Genomic DNA, 20058 nt, shown 5'->3' with positions numbered 1-20058 from the left:
TTAACTCTTCTTTGCTGCGCGTTCGGCTTTTCCCGCACGTTGCTTTTTCTTTTTGCGAGATTTCGGTTTCTTTTTTGTCTCAGCTTTCGGTTTTTCATCCGTTGGCTTACGGCGTTTCTTTGGCTTCGGTTTGTTCTTCTCGTCCGCCAGTGGAATTGCGCCTTCTTTTAGCTTTTTACGTACCGAAGAACGTTCGCGTTTTGATTCACTGCGCTCTTCTTGTTTTGCCACGCCATCTTCTGATTTGTACACTTTCAGGCTTTGACGACGTAGACCATCGGCTTTACGTAAACGCTGTTTTTTCTCATGACTCTTAGCCGTTTTACCTGCGCCACGTTGCTTGCGCTCAGCGCCAACAATATCAAAGTCAATCTGACGATCGTTTAAGTTAATCGATGCCACTTTCACTTTCACGGTATCGCCTAAACGGTATACCACACCTGAGCTATCACCTACCAAGCGTTGACCTACTGGATCAAACTGGTAGTAGTCATTCGCTAGGTTTGAAATATGAACTAAGCCATCAATGTTCAATTCGTTTAAGCGAACAAAGAAGCCAAAACCTGTCACATTGGCAATCACACCGTCGAACTCATCGCCTAAGTGATCTTGCATGTATTCACATTTAAGCCAATCAGAGACATCACGCGTTGCGTCATCAGCACGGCGCTCAGTCATTGAACATTGCTCACCTAATGCATCAATTTCATCAAATGAGTAATGGAAACCACCCGTTGGTGTTGTGTTACCACTGTTACCTGCTTGCTTCGCAACTAAGTATTTAATCGCGCGGTGCAGCGTTAAATCAGGGTAGCGACGAATTGGCGAGGTAAAGTGCGCATATTCAGTTAATGCCAAGCCAAAGTGTCCAATATTGTCACCTTGGTATACCGCCTGCTTCATTGAGCGTAGCAGCATGGTTTGGATCAACTCGCGATCTTTTCGAGTTTGAATCGCATTTGCCAGCTCTGCATAATCTTTTGGTGTAGGCTCTAAACCACCGCCAAGATGTAAGCTTAGTTCACCTAAGAAATCACGAAAGCCCTGTAGGCGCTCTTCACCTGGGGTATCGTGAACACGGTATAATGCTGGCTCTTTTGCACTTTCAACAAAACGTGCAGAGGCAATATTGGCTAAAATCATACATTCTTCGATGATCTTATGCGCTTCATTTCGCACAGCAGGCACAATACGGTCAATCTTACGATCCGCATTGAAAATGAACTGGGTTTCAACCGTTTCAAATTCAATCGCACCACGTTCTTCACGTGCTGCTTTCAGCACTTTGAACATGCTGTAAAGCTCTTCTAAATGCGGAACAAGTGGTTCATAACGCTGACGAAGTTCTTCATCGCCTTCAAGCATTTTACTGACTTTGGTGTAAGTCAAACGAGCGTGAGAATTCATGACCGCTTCGTAGTGCTTGTAACCTGTTAACTCACCGGTGTCAGAAATGGTCATTTCACACACCATACACAAGCGATCAACTTGCGGGTTTAGTGAACATAAACCATTCGAGAGTACTTCCGGCAACATTGGGATCACTTGTGCAGGGAAGTAAACCGAGTTACCACGCTTAACGGCTTCGTTATCAAGTGCTGATTTATGACGGACGTAATAACTCACATCGGCAATCGCAACCCATAAACGCCAGCCACCTGATGTAGTACGCTCACAGTGAACCGCATCATCAAAGTCACGAGCATCTTCGCCATCAATGGTGACCAGTGGTAATTGACGTAAATCTACACGGCCTTTTTTCGCCTCTTCTGGCACTTCTTCTGTCAAATGTTGAATTTCTTTATCAACTTCTGATGGCCATACGTGCGGAATATCATGGGTGCGTAACGCAATATCAATTTCCATACCCGGCGCCATATTTTCGCCCAGTACTTCTACAATACGACCAACAGCATTGTGTTGACGCGTCGCTCGTTGGTTAATTTCGACAACCACAACATTCCCCATACGTGCGCCTTGGCGAACGTCTTGTGGGATAATGATATCTTGAGCAATGCGAGAATCGTCTGGCACCACATAGCCCATGCCATCTTCAAGGAAAAAACGGCCAACAATCTGAGCTGTGCTTTCTTTTAACACACGAACAACACGTGCTTCTTTACGACCACGCTTATCTTCACCGCCCGCTTGCGCCAAAATGTAATCACCGTGGATCACACCACGCATTTGGTGATGCGGTAATAACAAATCATTGTCTTTACCTAGCGAACCTTCGGGGCGTAAGAAACCAAAGCCGTCACGGTGACCCATAACGTAACCTTTGATCAAATCTAAACGTTCAGGCAACGCATAACATTGACGACGGGTGAAAATTAACTGGCCATCACGCTCCATCGCACGTAAACGACGGCGTAAGCCTTCATAGTGATCATCGCCTTCTAGCTTTAGCTCAGCAAATAACTGGTCACGACTCACCGGGGTACTAAAACCACGAATCACTTCAAGTAAGTGTTCACGGCTTGGGATCGGGTTTTCATAATTAGATGCTTCGCGATCGCGAAAAGGGTCGACCGGTAAATCGGTAGTACCTTTAGACATTATATTTTTCCTGTAGGCCAACCTATACCTGAGGTATATCTGGCTTTTAGGTGATCAGACGGGAGCAGCGCTATTAAGACTGCTGCTCCACTAAATTTTGGGAGGAATATGCTAATTAAACGTATAACCAAATGATGTTTTATAACTTGTTAGGGTTGCTTAATAAATTCAGCAACGGCGCATTATCTTCAACTAAGGTTAACAAGGTATATTTATCTAGCTCAGCCAAAAATGCTTCTCTTGCATCAGCAAGCACACCTTTTAATCGGCAAGCTGGCGTTATATGGCAAAAATCAAGGCTACAATTAACAATCTGTAACGGTTCTATTGCACGTACGACATCGCCAACAATAATAGATTCAGCTGACTTACCTAAACGAATACCACCATTTTTTCCGCGCACCGTTTCGATATAGCCTAATTGACCTAATTTATTGATTATTTTAACCATATGGTTACGTGACACATTGTATATTTCTGTCACTTTCGTAATACTTGTTAGCTCACCTTCTGGTAGCGACGCAAGATATATCAGAGCTCGTAAGCCGTAATCGGTAAAACTAGTTAACTGCACAATGGCTCCTCCTGTTGTTATTTTAATCTTCTTATTGACTAAAAGATACAGATCAGATACAACTTATAACATACATTATAAATACATGTTTATAGGAAGTGCTCATGCTTAGTCAAAAAACGATCGATATTGTTAAAACAACAGCTCCTGTCATTGCAGAAGCAGGCCCTATGGTTACCCAACATTTCTATCAACGTATGTTTAACCATAACCCTGAGTTAAAAGATGTTTTTAACATGAGCCACCAAAAAAATGGGGAAAATAACGAACCTTCTAGCCAACAAAAAGCGTTATTTAATGCCATTTGTGCTTATGCCAATAATATCGAAAATCTTGCTGTGCTTTTACCAGCAGTAGAAAAGATTGCTCACAAACATACCAGTTTTATGATCACCGCTGAGCAATACAATATTGTTGGCTCTCACCTTATCGCCACCATTGATGAATTATTAGCGCCAGGACAAGAGGTATTAGACGCTTGGGCTGAAGCTTATGGTTTACTGGCTAATATTTTCATCAATCGTGAAGAAGAAATCTATCAAGAAAATGCGAATAAAGTTGGTGGGTGGCGTGGCACTCGTGAGTTCGTAGTCACTAACAAGCAAAAAGACAGTGAATTTATCACGAGCTTTACCTTTAAACCTACAGATGGCGGTAAGGTCGCAAGCTATAAACCTGGGCAGTATCTGGGGATCTACCTTAATGCTGACGAATTAGAGAACCAAGAAATCCGTCAATATAGCTTATCTTCGGCACCACAAGATGATCAGTACCGTATTTCAGTAAAACGTGAATCTCACGGTAAAGTTTCAAACTACTTACATAACAATATCAATATTGGCGATAAAGTAATGCTTGCCGCCCCTGCTGGTGACTTCTTCTTAGATGTTGAAGCAAACACACCTGTCACATTACTTTCCGCAGGTGTGGGTTTAACGCCAACGCTTTCAATGCTTGAATCACTAACAGATCACCAAGCACCTGTTAACTGGCTACATGCCACAGAAAATGGCGCACATCATGCCTACAAAAAGCAGGTAAAAGCACTCGCGCAGCAGCACAATCACATTCAAGATATCACTTGGTATAACGCACCACTTGATAGCGATCTTCCTGCCGAAGATTATGACTACCAAGGTTTGATGGATCTCAGCACGATAGCACCACAGCTAACAGATGAAAACATGCACTTTTACTTCTGTGGTCCTGTTGCCTTCATGCAATATATCGCTAAACAGCTATTAGCATTAGGTGTATCTGAAGATCGTATTCACTACGAATGTTTCGGCCCACACAAAGTCCTATAACTTAACGCAGCTAATACAACAAAGCACAGCGAAATGCTGTGCTTTTTTATCTGGTTACTGGGTTATTTGGGACAGGTTACCATAAACTTGAACGTTGTTTTGCCCGAGCAATAATATTTTCAGGCATACGTAATTCTAATTTTCGACGTAACGTATTCAGTTGGTTATATAACGATTTATTCGCCGTCGTGGTTTGATACAGCCAGCGATAAGCATCTTCGTAATCAAGTGGACTACCATGATCTGACACTAATAGTTCAGCTAACTGAAGACGCGCTTTAATATTTCCTAGCGCCGCAGCTTCTCGTAAATACGGGATCGCACGCTCTTTATCTTGTTGCAATAACACTCCGTTCGCATAATAACGCCCTAATTGTTCAAGTGCTACCGGTGAGCCTTGCTGCGCAGCCGCTCGCATATAATACAAACCTTGCTCTACATCTTTGTCTACACACACGCCCCAAGCCAACATATCACCATATAAAAACTGATAAGAAGGTGACTCTACTCGCTCAGCGCGCGCTTTAATATCTTGTACAAGCTGGCAATCATCAGCTTTTATTTTTTTTAAATGCTGGTTCGTTTCAAAAAGCTGTATCAGTTCATCATCGCTATAAATGGGAACAGCATCTCCCACATTATCCAATGCGTAAGCGGCAGATATAAATAACTGGCTAGTCAATAATAAGATCGGAAGCTTTTTCATCATTAGATCTCAGGCTAGGGATAACTTTTTATCGACATCTAGCCTAAAGACTTTAGCTAACATTCTATCGTTAATTAATGATATCACTTCCAAAATATACGAATAAGGCAGTATTCATTTTAATTAGATATAAAAAAACCAGCCCGAAAGCTGGTTTTTAAATCAATTCGCATCAGCGATAATTATTCACCGTATGGGTGAACTTTGATAATTGTCTCGTTACGGTCAGGACCTGTAGAGATAATATCAATTGGAACGCCTGTTAGCTCTTCGATACGTGCAATGTAATCTAATGCTGCTTGTGGAAGCACGTCTAATGACTTAGCACCAAATGTAGTTTCACTCCAACCCGGCATTGTTTCATAAACAAGCTCTAGATCTTCGTACTCGTCAGCAGCCATTGGTGAAACTTCTAAGATTTCGCCCGTCTTCGTTTTGTATGCAGTACAGATTTTTAGCTCTTCTAAGCCATCTAGTACATCTAATTTAGTTAGACAGAAGCCAGAGATAGAGTTAATTTGTACCGCACGACGCATAGCAACGGCATCGAACCAACCGGTACGACGTAGACGACCTGTTGTTGCACCAAACTCGTGGCCAACAGTACCTAAATGCTTACCTACTGGATCTTGCTTGTCTAGACCATCATATAGCTCTGTAGGGAAAGGACCAGCACCAACACGTGTACAGTAAGCTTTCGCAATACCAAGAATGTAACCTAGGTGACGAGGACCAAAGCCAGAACCTGCAGCAACACCACCAGCAGTTGTGTTAGAAGAGGTTACGTACGGATAAGTACCGTGATCGATATCAAGTAGCGTACCTTGCGCGCCTTCGAACATGATCTTGTCGCCACGTAGACGAGCATCATCAAGCTCTTTAGTGACGTCGATAACCATAGACGTTAGGATATCAGCTTGAGAAAGTACTTTTTCTAGCACTTCTTCGTAGTTTACAGGCTCAGCATTGTAGTAATGCTCAAGCTGGAAGTTATGGTAAGCCATCACTTCTTTAAGCTTTTCTGCAAATGCTTCTTTATTGAAAAGATCGCCAACGCGTAGACCGCGACGTGCAACTTTATCTTCGTAAGCAGGACCGATACCGCGACCAGTCGTACCAATTGCTTTTTTACCACGAGCAGCTTCACGCGCTTGGTCAAGAGCAATGTGGTAAGGAAGAATTAACGGACAAGCTTCTGACAGGAATAAACGCTCACGAACAGGAATACCACGTGCTTCTAGTGGGCCCATTTCATTCATTAACGCATCAGGAGAAAGCACCACACCGTTACCGATGATGCATTTAACATTGTCACGTAGGATACCTGATGGGATCAGGTGAAGAACTGTTTTCTCACCGTCAATAACTAGGGTGTGACCTGCATTGTGACCGCCTTGGTAGCGAACCACATATTTTGCATCTTCGGTCAGTAGGTCAACGATTTTACCTTTACCTTCGTCACCCCATTGGGTGCCAAGAACGACTACATTATTTGCCATCTTTCTTCATCTATCAGTAGTTAAAAAGGGATTCTAGCACCTTAACATTCAGCTTGCAGTCATTTTTTAGCCGTGTAGACCGTTTCTGCAAGCTAATTGTCACCATTGTGTGCTATGTATTTTACATCTGCCTATACATCATATACGCAATAACCGCACCGGCAACAACCAGACAGCCGCCAATACGACGCAAATTATTATCATTTTGTTGGCTTAACTGGTTAACCATCTCTCGCCACCCGCGAGGCGCAAGTAATGGCCCTAAGCCTTCAACCACTAATACTAAGCCTAGTGCCATCCAAATTGAATGTGACATTTTTCTTTTCCCCATAAAAAAAGACAAGGCCGAGGCCTTGTCTTTACAATAACAGATGTCTGTTGTGATTGGTTTAGTTTGCTTTAAGTTCTGAATGATTCATGTACTTAAAGAATTCATTGTTAGGATCAACAACCAATACATCATTTTTAGAGTTGAAGCTCTTCTCGTAAGCTTTAAGCGAACGCCAGAAGCTGTAGAACTCTGGGTTTTGGCTATAAGCTTTTGAGTAAATCTCTGCCGCTTTTGCATCCGCGTCACCACGAATAACCTGTGCTTTACGTTTTGCTTCAGAAAGAACAGTCGCTACTTCAAGCTCAGAACGTGCACGTAACTCTTCAGCACGTTGACGACCTTGCGAACGGTAACTACGCGCTACTGATTCTCGCTCGGCACGCATACGACGGTAGATAGACTCACTGATTTCATCTGGTAGGTTAATTTTCTTAATTCGGAAATCAACCACTTCAATACCCAAATCTTTCGCACTTTCACGCGTTTCTTCAAGTACATCTGCCATGATTTTATCACGCTGGCCTTCAACTTCCTTCACCGGTACTACACCTTCAATTACCGCTAGAGCAGCTTTAGCCGCTTTAGTTTGTGCAATATCAGACGCTGTAGTTGGTGTTGAAATGCTGTCTTCTCCAGACACGATCTGCTTAATTTCTTTCGAACCGATTTCAGCACGTAGGCTATCGACTACTTTACGCTTTAATAGCGCTTCTGCAGTTGATGTATTACCACCACCTGTTGCTAAGTAGTACTTACCAAAATCTTTGATACGCCATTTCACATAGGTATCAATGATCACGTCTTTCTTCTCAGCTGTTAAGAAACGATCAGCCTGATCATCCATAGTTTGAATACGCGCATCTAAATCATGAACACGGTCAAACACTGGTACTTTAAAATGTAGGCCGGGCTGATAAATACGGGCAATTTCAGTATTGTTATCTTTTAAGATACGACCGAAACGCACCACGATACCACGCTCACCTTCTTTAACGACAAACACTGACATCAATAATAGAGCAATAAAAATCACTACTACTGGGATCATTAACTTACGCATAATTAATATCTCCCTTGACGGCCAGTATCAGCACGAGAAGCAGGTGCAACTGGAGTTGGAGTTTCTACTTTTTCTAATTCAATACCGCTTAAACGATCTGAATTATCGGTTTTCTTATCAGCTTGATTTGACTGAGACATCAGCTTATCAAGTGGTAAGTACATCATATTATTACTGCCACCTGATTTCGTATCAATTAACACTTTGCTGGTGTTACTGTACACCTTCTCCATGGTATCTAGATACAAACGCTCACGTGTCACTTCTTTCGCTGCTAGGTATTGTGGCAACAATTTATCAAACTGTGCTACATCACCCAATGCGCCATTAACAACACGCTCAGAGTAACCTTCAGCTTCGTTCTTCAGACGCTCAGCACGACCCGTTGCTTTAGGCAAAATATCATTACTGTAAGCTTCTGCTTCACGAACGTAACGCTCTTCATCTTCTCGCGCTGCGATAGCATCATCAAATGCATCTTTCACCGCTTCAGGTGGACGAGCTGATTGGAAGTTCACATCAACAACACGGATACCCATGTCGTATTTTGCAATAATTTTATCAATTGCTGCTTGAGTATTCGCACGAATAGTCTGACGACCTGTCGTCAATGCCTGATCCATCGTTGAATCACCAATCACGGCACGAAGTGCAGAATCGGTTGCCTGACGCAAACTGTCATCAGCATTCGTTACGCTAAATAGGTACTTCTCAGCGTTATCAACACGGTACTGAACATCCATTTCAACTTTCAGAACGTTTTCATCTTTCGTTAACATCAAGCCAGATGCACGAAGAGAACGAATTGCTTGAATGTTGACTGGGATAACTTCATCAATAAACGTTGGTTTCCAGTTCAGACCGGGTTTTACAACTTGATCAAACTTACCAAAACGTAGCACAACACCTTGCTCTGCTTCGCCAATGGTGTAAAAACCAGAAAAACCCCAAACCGCCGCAGCTAATACGGCAACAGCCCCCAAGCCAACAGCGCTCCCGCTGCCACTCGGCCCTTTTTTATTTCCAAACACACCGCCAACTTTACGACTTAGTTTTGAAAAAACCTCATCGAGATCTGGTGGTCCTTGTTCACGTCCACCGCGATTATTATTACCCCAAGGGTCTTTATCATCACGGCCGCCGTTGTTTCCAGGCTCATTCCACGCCATTATAGAACTCCATCAATATGATATGACGACAGTTTTTATCACTCTAGTAATCCATTAAGCAACGATAAAGTCATCTAACGAAGTACTTTCTCTTTTTTGTAATCGAGACCATTCCGCCAAAGGCAAACGAATATCAATCATCAAATAACCGTCTGATTCGTATTCTTCTTGTAAAATACATCCCAGCTGATAAAACTTGCTACGGATACGCCCAATCATTTCAGGGGGTACACGTAAGGTATGCGCTACCATCGTACCGGAGAGGCGTTCAGTTAGTGCTTGGAATAACAAGTCAATGCCTTGCCCTTCCATCGCTGAAACCCAAACGCGACGAGGAACTCCCTCTTCATCTCGTTCAATACGAGGTTCTGCATGCTCTAAATTATCAATTTTATTCATGATAATTAAAGTAGGCACCTCACCCGCATCAATTTCTTCTAGTACTGTTTCAACAGCTTCAATGTTTTCACGGAAGCGATCATCACTTGCATCAACCACATGAAGTAAAAGATCAGCCTCTTGTGTTTCTTTAAGGGTAGCTTTAAATGCTGCCACTAGATCGTGGGGAAGATGTCGAATAAATCCAACGGTATCAGCTAAAATCGCTGTACCTACATCAGCCACTGCTATTTTACGTAGTGTAGGATCTAGAGTTGCAAACAGTTGATCGGCGGCGTAAACCCCCGCATCGGTGATCCGATTAAAGAGTGTGGATTTACCAGCATTGGTATATCCCACTAATGAGATCGTTGGAATTTCTGCACGATTACGCGCACGTCTTCCTTGATCACGCTGTTTAGCCACTTTATCTAAACGACGTAGAATTGTTTTAATTCGATCGCGCAATAAACGTCTATCTGTTTCAAGCTGCGTTTCACCAGGTCCACGCAGACCTATCCCCCCTTTCTGTCGCTCAAGGTGAGTCCAACCACGAATCAATCGGGTTGATATATGACGTAACTGTGCAAGCTCGACTTGCAACTTACCTTCATGGGTACGTGCGCGTTGAGCAAATATATCTAAGATCAAACCTGTTCTGTCGAGTACACGACACTGACAAATTTGCTCCAAGTTACGCTCTTGAGCGGGAGACAAGGAGTGGTTAAAGATAACGATATCAGCTTCCGCTGTTCTTACCGCGTCGGCAATTTCTTGTGCCTTACCTTCTCCAACGTAATATTTAGGGTGCGGAGTCTTACGGCTGCCAGTGACAACATGCAGTGTATTGACGCCCGCTGAGGAGACCAGCATTTCAAATTCGCTAAGATCTTCCCATTCCCCATCTTGCGTGAAGTTAATATGAACAAGAATCGCCTGTTCACCGGCTTCATAACGGTCAAACAAGCCATTAACTCCTTAATGGAAGAATAAATTATTCTTCAGTTTTTTCTGGACGTTCAGTACCTGCTGGACGATCACCTGCATGGTGATGGTTCACTGGACGAGCAGGAACTACCGTTGAAATAGCATGCTTATATACCATTTGGTTTACAGTGTTTTTTAATAGGATCACAAATTGGTCAAAAGACTCAATTTGTCCCTGTAGTTTGATACCGTTTACCAAGTAAATTGAGACCGGAATTCGTTCACGACGCAGCGCATTTAAAAACGGGTCTTGCAGAGATTGCCCCTTAGCCATTATTTCTTTTCCTTATTTGTTTGTAGTTGTATTAGCAACGAACAAAAACTAAAAATACGCAAAGCAGTTCAGAGTATACACGTTAATCAAACATCACATCTAACTGAGTTTGTGACTGTTTGTAACGCGGAATCCACATCACTACTATCCAACCAGGTCAAATCTTTCCAACCGCGAAGCCAGGTAATTTGACGCTTTGCTAATTGACGGGTAGCACAGATACCACGGAAAACCGCTTCATCTAAGTCATAATTCCCGTCCAAATATTCCCACATCTGACGATAACCAACGCAACGAATAGAAGGAAGCTCAAGGTGAAGATCACCACGCTCGTGCAACGCACGTACTTCCTGCTCAAAACCTGCCTCGATCATTTTATTGAACCTAAGCTCAATTCGCTGATGCAGTACAGCCCTATCCATGGGAGTGATTGCAAATTGATGAACCTTGTAAGGTAAAGATTCACCTTGAGTTTTTGTTAACTCAGTTAAAGTTTTACCCGAAATTCGGAAAACTTCCAATGCACGAGATAATCGCTGTGGATCATTGGGATGAATTCTTGCTCCGGCAACGGGATCAATCCTTACTAATTCATCATGCAATGCTTGCCATCCATGCTCAGCAGCATCTCGTTCAATCCCTGCGCGAACCTCAAGATCTGCAGCAGGTAAAGGCGATAAACCTTCCAATAAAGCCTTGTAGTACAACATAGTACCACCAACTAATAAAGGAATTCGCCCTGCTGCAACTATATCAGCCATTTCTTTCAGTGCATCAGCACGAAAGTCTGCAGCCGAATAACTTTGCGCTGGATCACGAATATCGATCAAACGATGCGGTGCTAATGCAAGTTCATGCGCATCTGGCTTTGCTGTACCGATATCCATTCCCTTATAAATAAGGGCAGAATCAACACTAATCAACTCAACAGGCAGTTGCTCTCGTAATCGAATGGCAAGATCGGTTTTACCCGAAGCTGTTGGTCCCATTAAAAAAATGGCTTGAGGTTGTGGCTTAGTTATCATTATTTAAAGGCTTCTATTGCTGCTTGCATATCTACCGGTCGAAGTAATTGGCTTTCATGACCTGCCAAATTCTCTCCCCATAGCTGCTCTAATTCAGAGACTAGCTGAATGGCTTGCGACAAACTATAACTTGCCACTGTACCAACACATTGTTCAGCTAACCAATATAATAATTTATCCCACCCTTGTGCTTCTGGATCATCACAAGCTGTAAGTAGGTAGGTTAACAAATTCGGGAGCAACTGTTGTAAGTTTTGTTGTCTTAATGGCATACATACTGACATGATTATTATGCCATTTCTCCCTTTCGCTTTCAGTTGAATCCCTAATTGTTTAAGTAGCATCGCATGTTGTTCAGCACAGGCAATTAAATCGCTCTCTACAGGTACCGATAGTGGGATCAAAAGCGGTTGAGGTTTTAATCCATCCGTTTGCGCTAAACGCAATTGTCCAACATAGCGTAGTAACTCTGCATGATCTAAATTCAGTAAGGCAATATTGGTCTCTTGCTGCATTAGTAAGTAACGCTCAGCCACCAAACATAATGCTTTACCAAGCCCCATAGCTTTACCCGCTATCGCATGTTGTTTAACAACTGCTGTTGAAGGCATTGCTTGCCACTCTCTACGCGGCTCGGCAATACGCTCTATCGGTTGTTCGGCTAAAACATGTTTTGTCGGCGATTCCGTTTGTAACAGCTTTTGGTATGCTTTGATCTCAGCCGCCGTCGGCCCTTCCGGTTTAGGAGAACGTGAGGCGCCAGATGAAGCATCAGAAGTTCTCGTGGTATTTATTGTTTGCTCACTGCCTTGTCGCTCACAAGGGCTGCGATCATACTGATGCTGATCTCTATTATTTGTGCTTGGTGAAGCCGAATAAGAAGATGGTTTACTATGTTCAGACGCTTCACTTACCTCATATTCAGCTGATACTGCTAAGCCACGCATATCACTATCAATGGGTGCTCTTGCTGAATGTGACGGTGTCGATGCAGACTTATTCCATTCCGATGACGGTGATTTATGAGGATACTCTGGCGTCGCATCTATCGCTTGAGCGACCCTCTGCGTCACAGAGTTTGTTGGTTCAATCACGACACCATCTTCATCGACTTCGATACGGTGAGCACTCGATCGTATCGGTGATTGATACTGATGCTGCTCTTCTTCTAATGCCCCTTGCTGCAATGCACTTTGTAAGGCTTGGTAGATAAAATCATGTACCAACCGTGCTTGATGAAAACGCACTTCATGTTTTGCTGGGTGAACATTCACATCAACTTGGTGAGGATCAACATCAATATACAGTACGTAAGCTGCATACTGATCGGATCGTAAACTCGACTCATAAGCTTGACGGATCGCATGATTGATCAGCTTATCTTTCATCATCCGTCCATTAACATAACAATACTGAATATCATTTTGTGCACGAGCGCCTTGAGAGCTACATACCCAACCGGATAATTTCAAGTCTCCGTGCGCTAATTCAACCACCAATGCATGTTGCAAAAAGCCTGAACCACATGCCGTTGCTAATCGACGCTCTTTTTGAATCGGCGTTTGTGCCGCTCGGTATTGTCGAATGATCTTACCGTTATGACGCAAAGTAATAGCAACATCGAAGCGGCTTAACGCAATACGTTTGATCAACTCATCAATATGATTAAATTCTGTTTTTTCTGTCCGTAAGAACTTACGACGCGCAGGTGTATTAAAGAAAAGATCAAGCACTTCTAGCGTTGTACCTACCGGATGGGCTGCAGGTTTTAACTGGACGTCCATATCTCGCCCTTCAGCATACGCTGACCACGCTTCTTCTTGCGCTTGGGTGCGGGAGGTTAACGTTAAACGAGAGACGGAACTGATACTGGCAAGCGCTTCACCACGAAAGCCAAGACTGACTATCGCTTCAAGATCATCCAGAGTAGTAATTTTAGAAGTCGCATGACGGCTAAGGGCGAGCGCAAGCTCATCTTTAGGGATCCCTTTTCCATTATCACGAATACGAATGAGCCGGCTGCCACCTTTTTCGATATCAATATCGATTCGAGTAGCACCGGCATCAAGACTATTTTCAACAAGCTCTTTGACTACAGAAGCTGGGCGTTCAACAACTTCACCCGCTGCAATCTGGTTAGCCAGCCGAGCGGGTAAAATCTGAATCGGCATAATTAACTTCTTGGTATGATTAGCGTCTGTCCTACAGCTAGTTTATCAGAACGTAGCTTATTCGTAGCACGAATACTTGCAACTGACACACCATATTTATCAGCAATCTTACTCAAAAACTCGCCACGCTTTACTTTATGTTGAACATATTTCGGCGCAGGAACGGCAATTTTTAATTTTTGCCCAAGCATCACATTGTCTGATTTTAGGTGATTAAGTTGACGGATGCTGCTCATGGTAACACCATATTTTGCTGCAATCTTACCTAAATATTCACCACGAACGACTTTATGCACAATCACCTTGGTTGAGGCAACAGGTTTCACTGTAGCACTGCTCGATGTCGTACTCACCGTTTTCGTTGGCGTCGAAACCGACGCTGTCTTAATGTTGCCAGGAATAATCAACACTTGACCGATGTTCACTGAGGTTGATTTCAGATTATTCGAAGCTTTGATTGATGCCATCGACACGCCATACTTCTGGGCAATACCGCTTAATGACTGACCCGATGTCACTTTATGCTTACTTCCACGTCCTTTCAAACGAGAAGCAAATAAAGTACCTTCAGGTGGATTTGCTTCAAAATACTCCAACACCCCTTTATAAACCGCATTCGCTAATTGGTTTTGGTGTGATGTCGTATTAAGTAATTTCTCTTCTGTCGGATTGGTAATAAAACCCGTTTCAACCAATAGCGATGGAATATCAGGTGATTTCAATACCGCTAAACTTGCGTATTGCGGAACCGTTTTATGCAAACGTGCCACTTTACGTAACTCATGTAATACACGAGTAGCAACATCGTAGCCTTCTTTTTGCGAGTAACTAAATTGAAGGTCTAATACCGCTCGGCCAAGATATTTATCATTGGTATTGCTTGATAAAACATCGCCACCACCTAATAACTCAGATTGCTTCTCACTTTGCTCCAACCAGCGACCTATTTCAGTATTCGCACGGCGTGTGTTGAGCACCCATACAGAAGCACCACGAGGTTGCGGTTTTGTAAAGCCATCAGCATGGATAGAAACTAAAAGAAGGGCTTTATTCTTACGTGCAATTTCTGAACGCTTACCCAATGGAACAAAGTAGTCACCACGGCGAGTTAGTACTGCACGCATACCCGTTGTTGCATTGATCTTAGCTGCCAGTTTTTTCGCAACCGCTAGTGTGACATTTTTTTCATATTTACGCGTTGGACCAATAGAGCCAGGATCATCACCACCGTGACCTGCATCCACCGCTACCACGATATCAGCGGTACCAGATGGCATTTTCGCTAAGTTATTTGCCGTCGCTTTTTCTTCTGCTTGCTCTTCTTTAGCACCCACTGTTTTAGACGTTCCATTCGGCAAGTCTAAAACTAAACGGTAACCATAACTGCCCGTTGGTGATAAAGAGAATATTGTTGGCGTTACACCACGCTTAACTTCAAACACCAGTCGCGTTGTACCTTTTGCAGGCGCTGTACTGGTGCGAACTTTGGTTAAAATATCACTTTTCTGAACCGCAATAGGAAGTTTAGTTTTGATCTTTGTATCTTTAAGATCAACCACTAAACGAGAAGGTCCTGCTAATGAAAAGTGAGAATAGTCTGCTTTACTTTGCAGATCTAATACTACGCGAGTTTCATCTGGCGCAGGCCAAATTCTCACCCCTTTGAGTTCATTTGCCCAAGAGGCAGCAGAACTCACTAATCCTGCTCCTACTATCAGGAACTTTAAATACGTCCGTAACGCCATCCTAATTAACTCAACTCCAAATGATTGATCAATGCTGCACCATATTCCGTATTGGCGCGGATCAATACTTTTCTCTGCTCACCGTGATAACACATTTCTAATTCAAGATCGGGTTGAGGTAATAACCCATCACCTTTCTCTGGCCATTCCACTAAGCAAATAGCATCCTGGGTGAAATAATCACGAATTCCCATAAATTCTAATTCTTCAGGATCTGCAAGGCGATAGAGATCAAAATGATACACTTGCCAAGGAGCAAGATCATAAGGTTCAACTAGGGTATATGTCGGACTCTTAACATTCCCTTGATGGCCTAGCGCACGAATAAAACCACGACTAAACGTTGTTTTTCCGGCTCCCAAATCGCCGTGAAGATAAATCGTTGTTTGTTGCGTACAGGCTTTAGCTAATTTAAGGCCTAAATCTACTGTTGCCTGCTCATCAGCAAGAAAGGTTTCAAATGTTTGCATGTTTTTATCTTGGATTGACTAATTGACGAATAAACGGAAAGAGATCTGATGCCAGCATACCACGCTCTCCGCTTTGCGCACACAAATCTGCGGCTCGGCTATGGATCCAGACTCCCGCATAGGCTGCTTCAACTAACGCTAAACCTTGGCCGAATAAAGCACCAATGATACCTGATAATACGTCCCCCATCCCTCCCGTTGCCATTCCAGGATTGCCGCAAGTACAAATCCATAATGTTTTACCATCATAAATTAAACTGCCAGCCCCTTTTAAAACAACAACACCGCCATAATTTTGCTGTAAGCGCTGAATCGCGACAAACCGATCGGCTTCAATCTCATTAATAGAGACATCCAATAATCGCGCCGCTTCGCCGGGATGTGGTGTAATGATTCGATTATCTCGGTAGTCAGGGGTTTTTGCCAGTAAATTAAGGCCATCAGCATCAACGACACAAGGTTTATCAATATGATGACACTGCGCAAAGAGAGATTGTCCCCAATCACTGGTTCCAAGCCCAGGCCCTAATACAACCACATCTGACCAAGCAAGCTTATCAACAAGTATGTTTGAAGACTCTTGCCAACCAATGGCCATTATCTCAGGTCTCATCATCACAATTGACAGTGCATTGTCAGGTCGTGTTATCACAGACGTTAAGCCAGCACCTGCACGGCTACAAGCTTCTGACGATAATCGAATAGCTCCCGCCATTCCAAGATCACCACCAATACAAAGCACGCGTCCAAAACACCCTTTATGAGCAACACGTGAGCGCGGAAAAAGTAATGACTGTACCTGCGATTCTGTAATGTGTAATGCTGATGGTTTCATGACTTGCGAGAATTGCAGATCAAATCCTAAGTCTGAAAAGTAACGTTCCCCACAATATTGTGCTGCTTGCCCTGTTGTCAGCCCTTGTTTAAAACCAATAAAAGAGAGCGTTTGTGAGGCCTTAATAACAGCACCAAAAGTTGCACCAGTATTTGCACATAATCCTGAAGGCACATCCACTGCAATCACAGGCGTCTTTTGATCATTGATCCAACGAATGCGTTCAGCGATTTCTGAGCGAACTTCACCTTTAACCCCAATCCCTAATAACGCATCGATAATTAACTCATAACTTGTGGTTGGCGTATCAGTGATCGTTTTCCCATTACATTGCAACCAGTGAGAACGAGCACATCGAGCGTCAGCAGGTAAATGTTCAACATTGGGTGATTCCCACACAGTAACATCAATACCCTGATCATGTGCTAAACGAGCCACTACATAGCCATCACCACCATTATTACCTTTACCGCAGCACACTAATAATTTATTACATTGAGGATACCGCTGCCTCATAAGATCAAACGTTGCCTCTCCAGCACGTTCCATTAAGTGATAAAGCGTGAGACTATTTTGTTGCTCTGTGAGTAATTGCTCACCTTGCCTGATTTGCTCTGAGGTATAGAGAAATAAGGGGATGTCATGAGTGATCATAGGTAAAGTGCCCTCAATAAACGTGTAACAACTATAACTAATCAAAATGCACAGTGTTAATTTTATACATCTATAATCGCAACGTCAGAGGTCATTATCGCAGTCTATTCTTAGCAATCCACATTCTCACCGCTATGATCAAAACAAGAATATGCTAGAATGCGCCCCCTTTCATTTAGCGCAATATAAAAGAGTTCGGTTATGACTATCGATTACCATCAACTTGCTGAGCAGATCAAAACTTGGGGACAAGAGCTGGGCTTTCAACAAGTGGGTATCACTGATATTGATTTGTCACAACACGAAGCTGAATTGCAACGCTGGCTTGATGCTGGCTATCACGGTGATATGGACTGGATGGCACGTCATGGCATGATGCGTGCGCGCCCTGCTGAACTGTTACCAGGCACTATCCGTGTGATCAGCGTAAGAATGAATTACCTTCCGCCTCACGCCGAGTTTGCCCAAACACTTAAGCAACCTCAAAAAGCGTTTATTAGTCGCTATTCACTCGGTCGTGATTACCACAAGCTGATCCGTAATCGACTGAAACAATTAGGGCAACGTATTGAGCAAGCCGTCGGGCAGTTTGGCTGCCGACCTTTTGTTGACTCAGCGCCTATTCTAGAACGCCCTTTGGCACAAAAAGCAGGGCTTGGTTGGACAGGCAAACATTCACTTATCTTAAATGAACAAGCAGGCTCTTGGTTCTTTTTAGGTGAACTATTAGTTGATATTCCACTGCCAATTGATAAACCAAGCAGTGAGCAATGTGGGAAATGTGTCGCTTGTATAACGAGCTGTCCAACAGGTGCTATTGTTGAAGAAGGAATCGTAGATGCGCGTCGTTGTATCTCATACTTAACGATTGAATTTGATGGTGTGATCCCAGAGCAATACCGCAGTGCTATCGGTAACCGTATCTATGGTTGCGATGACTGCCAATTAGTCTGCCCCATAAACAGACATGGACAATTAACAGAAGAGCACGATTACCACTGTCGTGACAGCTTATACCAACAAGACTTGCTAACTCTTTATGCTTGGGATGAAACGACATTCTTAAAAAATACCGAAGGCTCAGCTATTCGCCGGATAGGCCATATTCAATGGCTCAGAAATATCACAATTGCTCTGGGTAATGCTTCTTATCAAATAGAAATTGTTGAAGCACTTCAGCAGCGTCAAGGGATCTCTGAATTACTTGATACACATATCGATTGGGCGCTATCGCAACAACAACAAAGAAAAGATCAACTCGCTCTCGAAATTTTACCTACTAAAACAAAACGTTTAGTACGGATTATTGAGAAAGGCTTACCTCGAGATGCATAAGTCACTCGGGGGATATGTGGAAAACTTTTTAAAGTTAGGTTTTTTCTTGGGGATAGGTAAAGATTAAACACAGGAGGTGGATAACATAATCAAGATAGTTATCCCGAAGAAGAGTATGACACAACAACTGTTGAAAAGCAGGTATAAAAATCAATATTTACATTATAAAACATAAAGTTAAATGAAATAAAAACACCTGTGGATAACGGTAATTAAACACTATTCAAATTAAAATTCAAAGTTACTCACATAGCATCAGCACATCTAATCAACCAACTTACCCACAGTACATGTAGTGTGGATAACTCTGTTAATTTCATTGTGATCTAACGGTGAAATACTATTATAAAAATAATGTGTTAGCACTATCTGCAATGTTATTCGCTCAGATGGCACAGCTTTATGCACTACTGTTGCAATAGATAAACATTACTAAGAAAAGAGCGTACGCGTTAGTTATATCGCGCCAATACAGCAGTATTGATGTTACAACATGAATACCCTGTATTGCTGAGACAGCAAAAACAACCCTTAAAGGTTGCTTTATACAAAGTGAGTTCTGTTGTCGAAGCCGATCGCTTCTAAGTGGGCTTCGTAGCTAAGCTAGAAACACTTGAAGCAGTACACTGATGATATCGGTAATCGAATACCTCAGGAATACTACATTAGGACTATTACTTCACAGCAATAGTTCATCGATAAGTTCGATGATAACTCTGTTTATCTACAATGAAATAAACAATCAAATTGGAGCGACACACGAGGTTCGAACTCGTGACCTCAACCTTGGCAAGGTTGCGCTCTACCAGCTGAGCTAGTGTCGCATAGCTAGGTCTTTCACCTAACGTTCATCGCTTTCGCCATGAACTATCAAATTGGAGCGACACACGAGGTTCGAACTCGTGACCTCAACCTTGGCAAGGTTGCGCTCTACCAGCTGAGCTAGTGTCGCATAGCTAGGTCTTTCACCTAACGTTCA

The 20058-nt window shown here is 43.0% G+C and carries 16 protein-coding genes and 2 tRNA genes; 2 read left to right on the top strand and 16 right to left on the bottom strand.

All coding sequences use genetic code 11. The features are described 5' to 3' along the window. On the bottom strand, positions 1 to 2559 hold the full coding sequence (rnr, locus tag C9J38_RS16195) for a ribonuclease R (protein WP_107208008.1): 2559 nt from the start codon (positions 2557 to 2559) through the stop codon (positions 1 to 3). Positions 2560 to 2698: 139 nt separating this feature from the next. Then, positions 2699 to 3133 (bottom strand): nitric oxide-sensing transcriptional repressor NsrR, encoded by a 435-nt coding sequence (gene nsrR, locus C9J38_RS16190; protein WP_005372804.1) that lies wholly within the window; start codon positions 3131 to 3133, stop codon positions 2699 to 2701. A 104-nt stretch (positions 3134 to 3237) separates the two neighbouring features. Here nsrR and hmpA point away from each other — a divergent pair, with 104 nt between their 5' ends. Next, positions 3238 to 4440, top strand: coding sequence for an NO-inducible flavohemoprotein (hmpA, locus tag C9J38_RS16185; protein WP_107208007.1), 1203 nt, complete (start codon positions 3238 to 3240; stop codon positions 4438 to 4440). Positions 4441 to 4516: 76 nt separating this feature from the next. On the opposite strand, the gene C9J38_RS16180 is transcribed toward hmpA, so the two are convergent. The 12 genes from C9J38_RS16180 to C9J38_RS16125 all read right to left on the bottom strand — a co-directional run bounded on the left by C9J38_RS16180 (position 4517) and on the right by C9J38_RS16125 (position 17744). Then, entirely contained in the window at positions 4517 to 5146 is a 630-nt protein-coding gene (locus tag C9J38_RS16180; RefSeq protein ID WP_107208006.1) for a tetratricopeptide repeat protein, read from the bottom strand. Positions 5147 to 5328: 182 nt separating this feature from the next. Then, positions 5329 to 6645, bottom strand: coding sequence for an adenylosuccinate synthase (locus tag C9J38_RS16175; RefSeq protein WP_107208005.1), 1317 nt, complete (start codon positions 6643 to 6645; stop codon positions 5329 to 5331). A gap of 121 nt (positions 6646 to 6766) precedes the next feature. Further along, positions 6767 to 6961 carry a DUF2065 domain-containing protein gene (locus C9J38_RS16170; RefSeq protein ID WP_105061373.1) on the bottom strand — a complete coding sequence of 65 codons (195 nt, stop codon included), beginning with the start codon at positions 6959 to 6961 and terminating at the stop codon, positions 6767 to 6769. Between the two features lie 73 nt (positions 6962 to 7034). After that, positions 7035 to 8036: a protease modulator HflC gene (gene hflC / locus C9J38_RS16165; protein ID WP_107208004.1), complete on the bottom strand. Its 1002-nt coding sequence runs from the start codon at positions 8034 to 8036 to the stop codon at positions 7035 to 7037. Between the two features lie 2 nt (positions 8037 to 8038). Next, positions 8039 to 9205 (bottom strand): FtsH protease activity modulator HflK, encoded by a 1167-nt coding sequence (gene hflK / locus C9J38_RS16160; RefSeq protein WP_107208003.1) that lies wholly within the window; start codon positions 9203 to 9205, stop codon positions 8039 to 8041. Positions 9206 to 9259: 54 nt separating this feature from the next. Continuing rightward, complete coding sequence (hflX, locus tag C9J38_RS16155) at positions 9260 to 10549, bottom strand: ribosome rescue GTPase HflX (protein ID WP_005372817.1); 1290 nt, start codon at positions 10547 to 10549, stop codon at positions 9260 to 9262. 28 nt (positions 10550 to 10577) lie between these two features. Then, positions 10578 to 10844: an RNA chaperone Hfq gene (gene hfq / locus C9J38_RS16150; protein ID WP_005372819.1), complete on the bottom strand. Its 267-nt coding sequence runs from the start codon at positions 10842 to 10844 to the stop codon at positions 10578 to 10580. An 86-nt stretch (positions 10845 to 10930) separates the two neighbouring features. Next, positions 10931 to 11866, bottom strand: coding sequence for a tRNA (adenosine(37)-N6)-dimethylallyltransferase MiaA (gene miaA, locus C9J38_RS16145; protein ID WP_045129185.1), 936 nt, complete (start codon positions 11864 to 11866; stop codon positions 10931 to 10933). Positions 11867 to 11868: 2 nt separating this feature from the next. Beyond that, positions 11869 to 14040 carry a DNA mismatch repair endonuclease MutL gene (gene mutL / locus C9J38_RS16140; RefSeq protein WP_107208002.1) on the bottom strand — a complete coding sequence of 724 codons (2172 nt, stop codon included), beginning with the start codon at positions 14038 to 14040 and terminating at the stop codon, positions 11869 to 11871. Positions 14041 to 14042: 2 nt separating this feature from the next. After that, complete coding sequence (locus C9J38_RS16135; protein WP_199187171.1) at positions 14043 to 15785, bottom strand: N-acetylmuramoyl-L-alanine amidase; 1743 nt, start codon at positions 15783 to 15785, stop codon at positions 14043 to 14045. 5 nt (positions 15786 to 15790) lie between these two features. Further along, the gene (gene tsaE, locus C9J38_RS16130; protein ID WP_107208000.1) at positions 15791 to 16255 is read right to left on the bottom strand and encodes a tRNA (adenosine(37)-N6)-threonylcarbamoyltransferase complex ATPase subunit type 1 TsaE; all 465 of its coding nucleotides are present in this window, start codon (positions 16253 to 16255) and stop codon (positions 15791 to 15793) included. 4 nt (positions 16256 to 16259) lie between these two features. Continuing rightward, entirely contained in the window at positions 16260 to 17744 is a 1485-nt protein-coding gene (locus C9J38_RS16125) for an NAD(P)H-hydrate dehydratase (protein WP_107207999.1), read from the bottom strand. Between the two features lie 201 nt (positions 17745 to 17945). Here C9J38_RS16125 and queG point away from each other — a divergent pair, with 201 nt between their 5' ends. Further along, entirely contained in the window at positions 17946 to 19079 is a 1134-nt protein-coding gene (gene queG / locus C9J38_RS16120) for a tRNA epoxyqueuosine(34) reductase QueG (protein ID WP_107207998.1), read from the top strand. A gap of 748 nt (positions 19080 to 19827) precedes the next feature. On the opposite strand, the gene C9J38_RS16115 is transcribed toward queG, so the two are convergent. Beyond that, positions 19828 to 19903: transfer RNA gene (locus tag C9J38_RS16115), tRNA-Gly, on the bottom strand. 52 nt (positions 19904 to 19955) lie between these two features. Beyond that, positions 19956 to 20031, bottom strand: a tRNA-Gly gene (locus C9J38_RS16110). Positions 20032 to 20058: the final 27 nt, after the last annotated feature.

It is taken from the genome of Photobacterium sp. GB-210, from assembly GCF_003026075.1.
In the GTDB taxonomy this organism is placed as follows: domain Bacteria; phylum Pseudomonadota; class Gammaproteobacteria; order Enterobacterales; family Vibrionaceae; genus Photobacterium.
This window is presented reverse-complemented; position numbering and strand designations above follow the sequence as displayed.

Excerpts from the sequence above, each read along its gene's own strand:
- hflC (WP_107208004.1), bottom strand. The coding sequence starts at position 8,036 with ATGCGTAAGTTAATGATCCCAGTAGTAGTGATTTTTATTGCTCTATTA.
- hfq (WP_005372819.1), bottom strand. The coding sequence starts at position 10,844 with ATGGCTAAGGGGCAATCTCTGCAAGACCCGTTTTTAAATGCGCTGCGT.
- rnr (WP_107208008.1), bottom strand. The coding sequence starts at position 2,559 with ATGTCTAAAGGTACTACCGATTTACCGGTCGACCCTTTTCGCGATCGC.
- C9J38_RS16135 (WP_199187171.1), bottom strand. The coding sequence starts at position 15,785 with ATGGCGTTACGGACGTATTTAAAGTTCCTGATAGTAGGAGCAGGATTA.
- tsaE (WP_107208000.1), bottom strand. The coding sequence starts at position 16,255 with ATGCAAACATTTGAAACCTTTCTTGCTGATGAGCAGGCAACAGTAGAT.
- C9J38_RS16125 (WP_107207999.1), bottom strand. The coding sequence starts at position 17,744 with ATGATCACTCATGACATCCCCTTATTTCTCTATACCTCAGAGCAAATC.
- mutL (WP_107208002.1), bottom strand. The coding sequence starts at position 14,040 with ATGCCGATTCAGATTTTACCCGCTCGGCTGGCTAACCAGATTGCAGCG.
- C9J38_RS16175 (WP_107208005.1), bottom strand. The coding sequence starts at position 6,645 with ATGGCAAATAATGTAGTCGTTCTTGGCACCCAATGGGGTGACGAAGGT.
- queG (WP_107207998.1), top strand. The coding sequence starts at position 17,946 with ATGACTATCGATTACCATCAACTTGCTGAGCAGATCAAAACTTGGGGA.
- hmpA (WP_107208007.1), top strand. The coding sequence starts at position 3,238 with ATGCTTAGTCAAAAAACGATCGATATTGTTAAAACAACAGCTCCTGTC.
- C9J38_RS16170 (WP_105061373.1), bottom strand. The coding sequence starts at position 6,961 with ATGTCACATTCAATTTGGATGGCACTAGGCTTAGTATTAGTGGTTGAA.
- C9J38_RS16180 (WP_107208006.1), bottom strand. The coding sequence starts at position 5,146 with ATGAAAAAGCTTCCGATCTTATTATTGACTAGCCAGTTATTTATATCT.
- hflK (WP_107208003.1), bottom strand. The coding sequence starts at position 9,205 with ATGGCGTGGAATGAGCCTGGAAACAACGGCGGCCGTGATGATAAAGAC.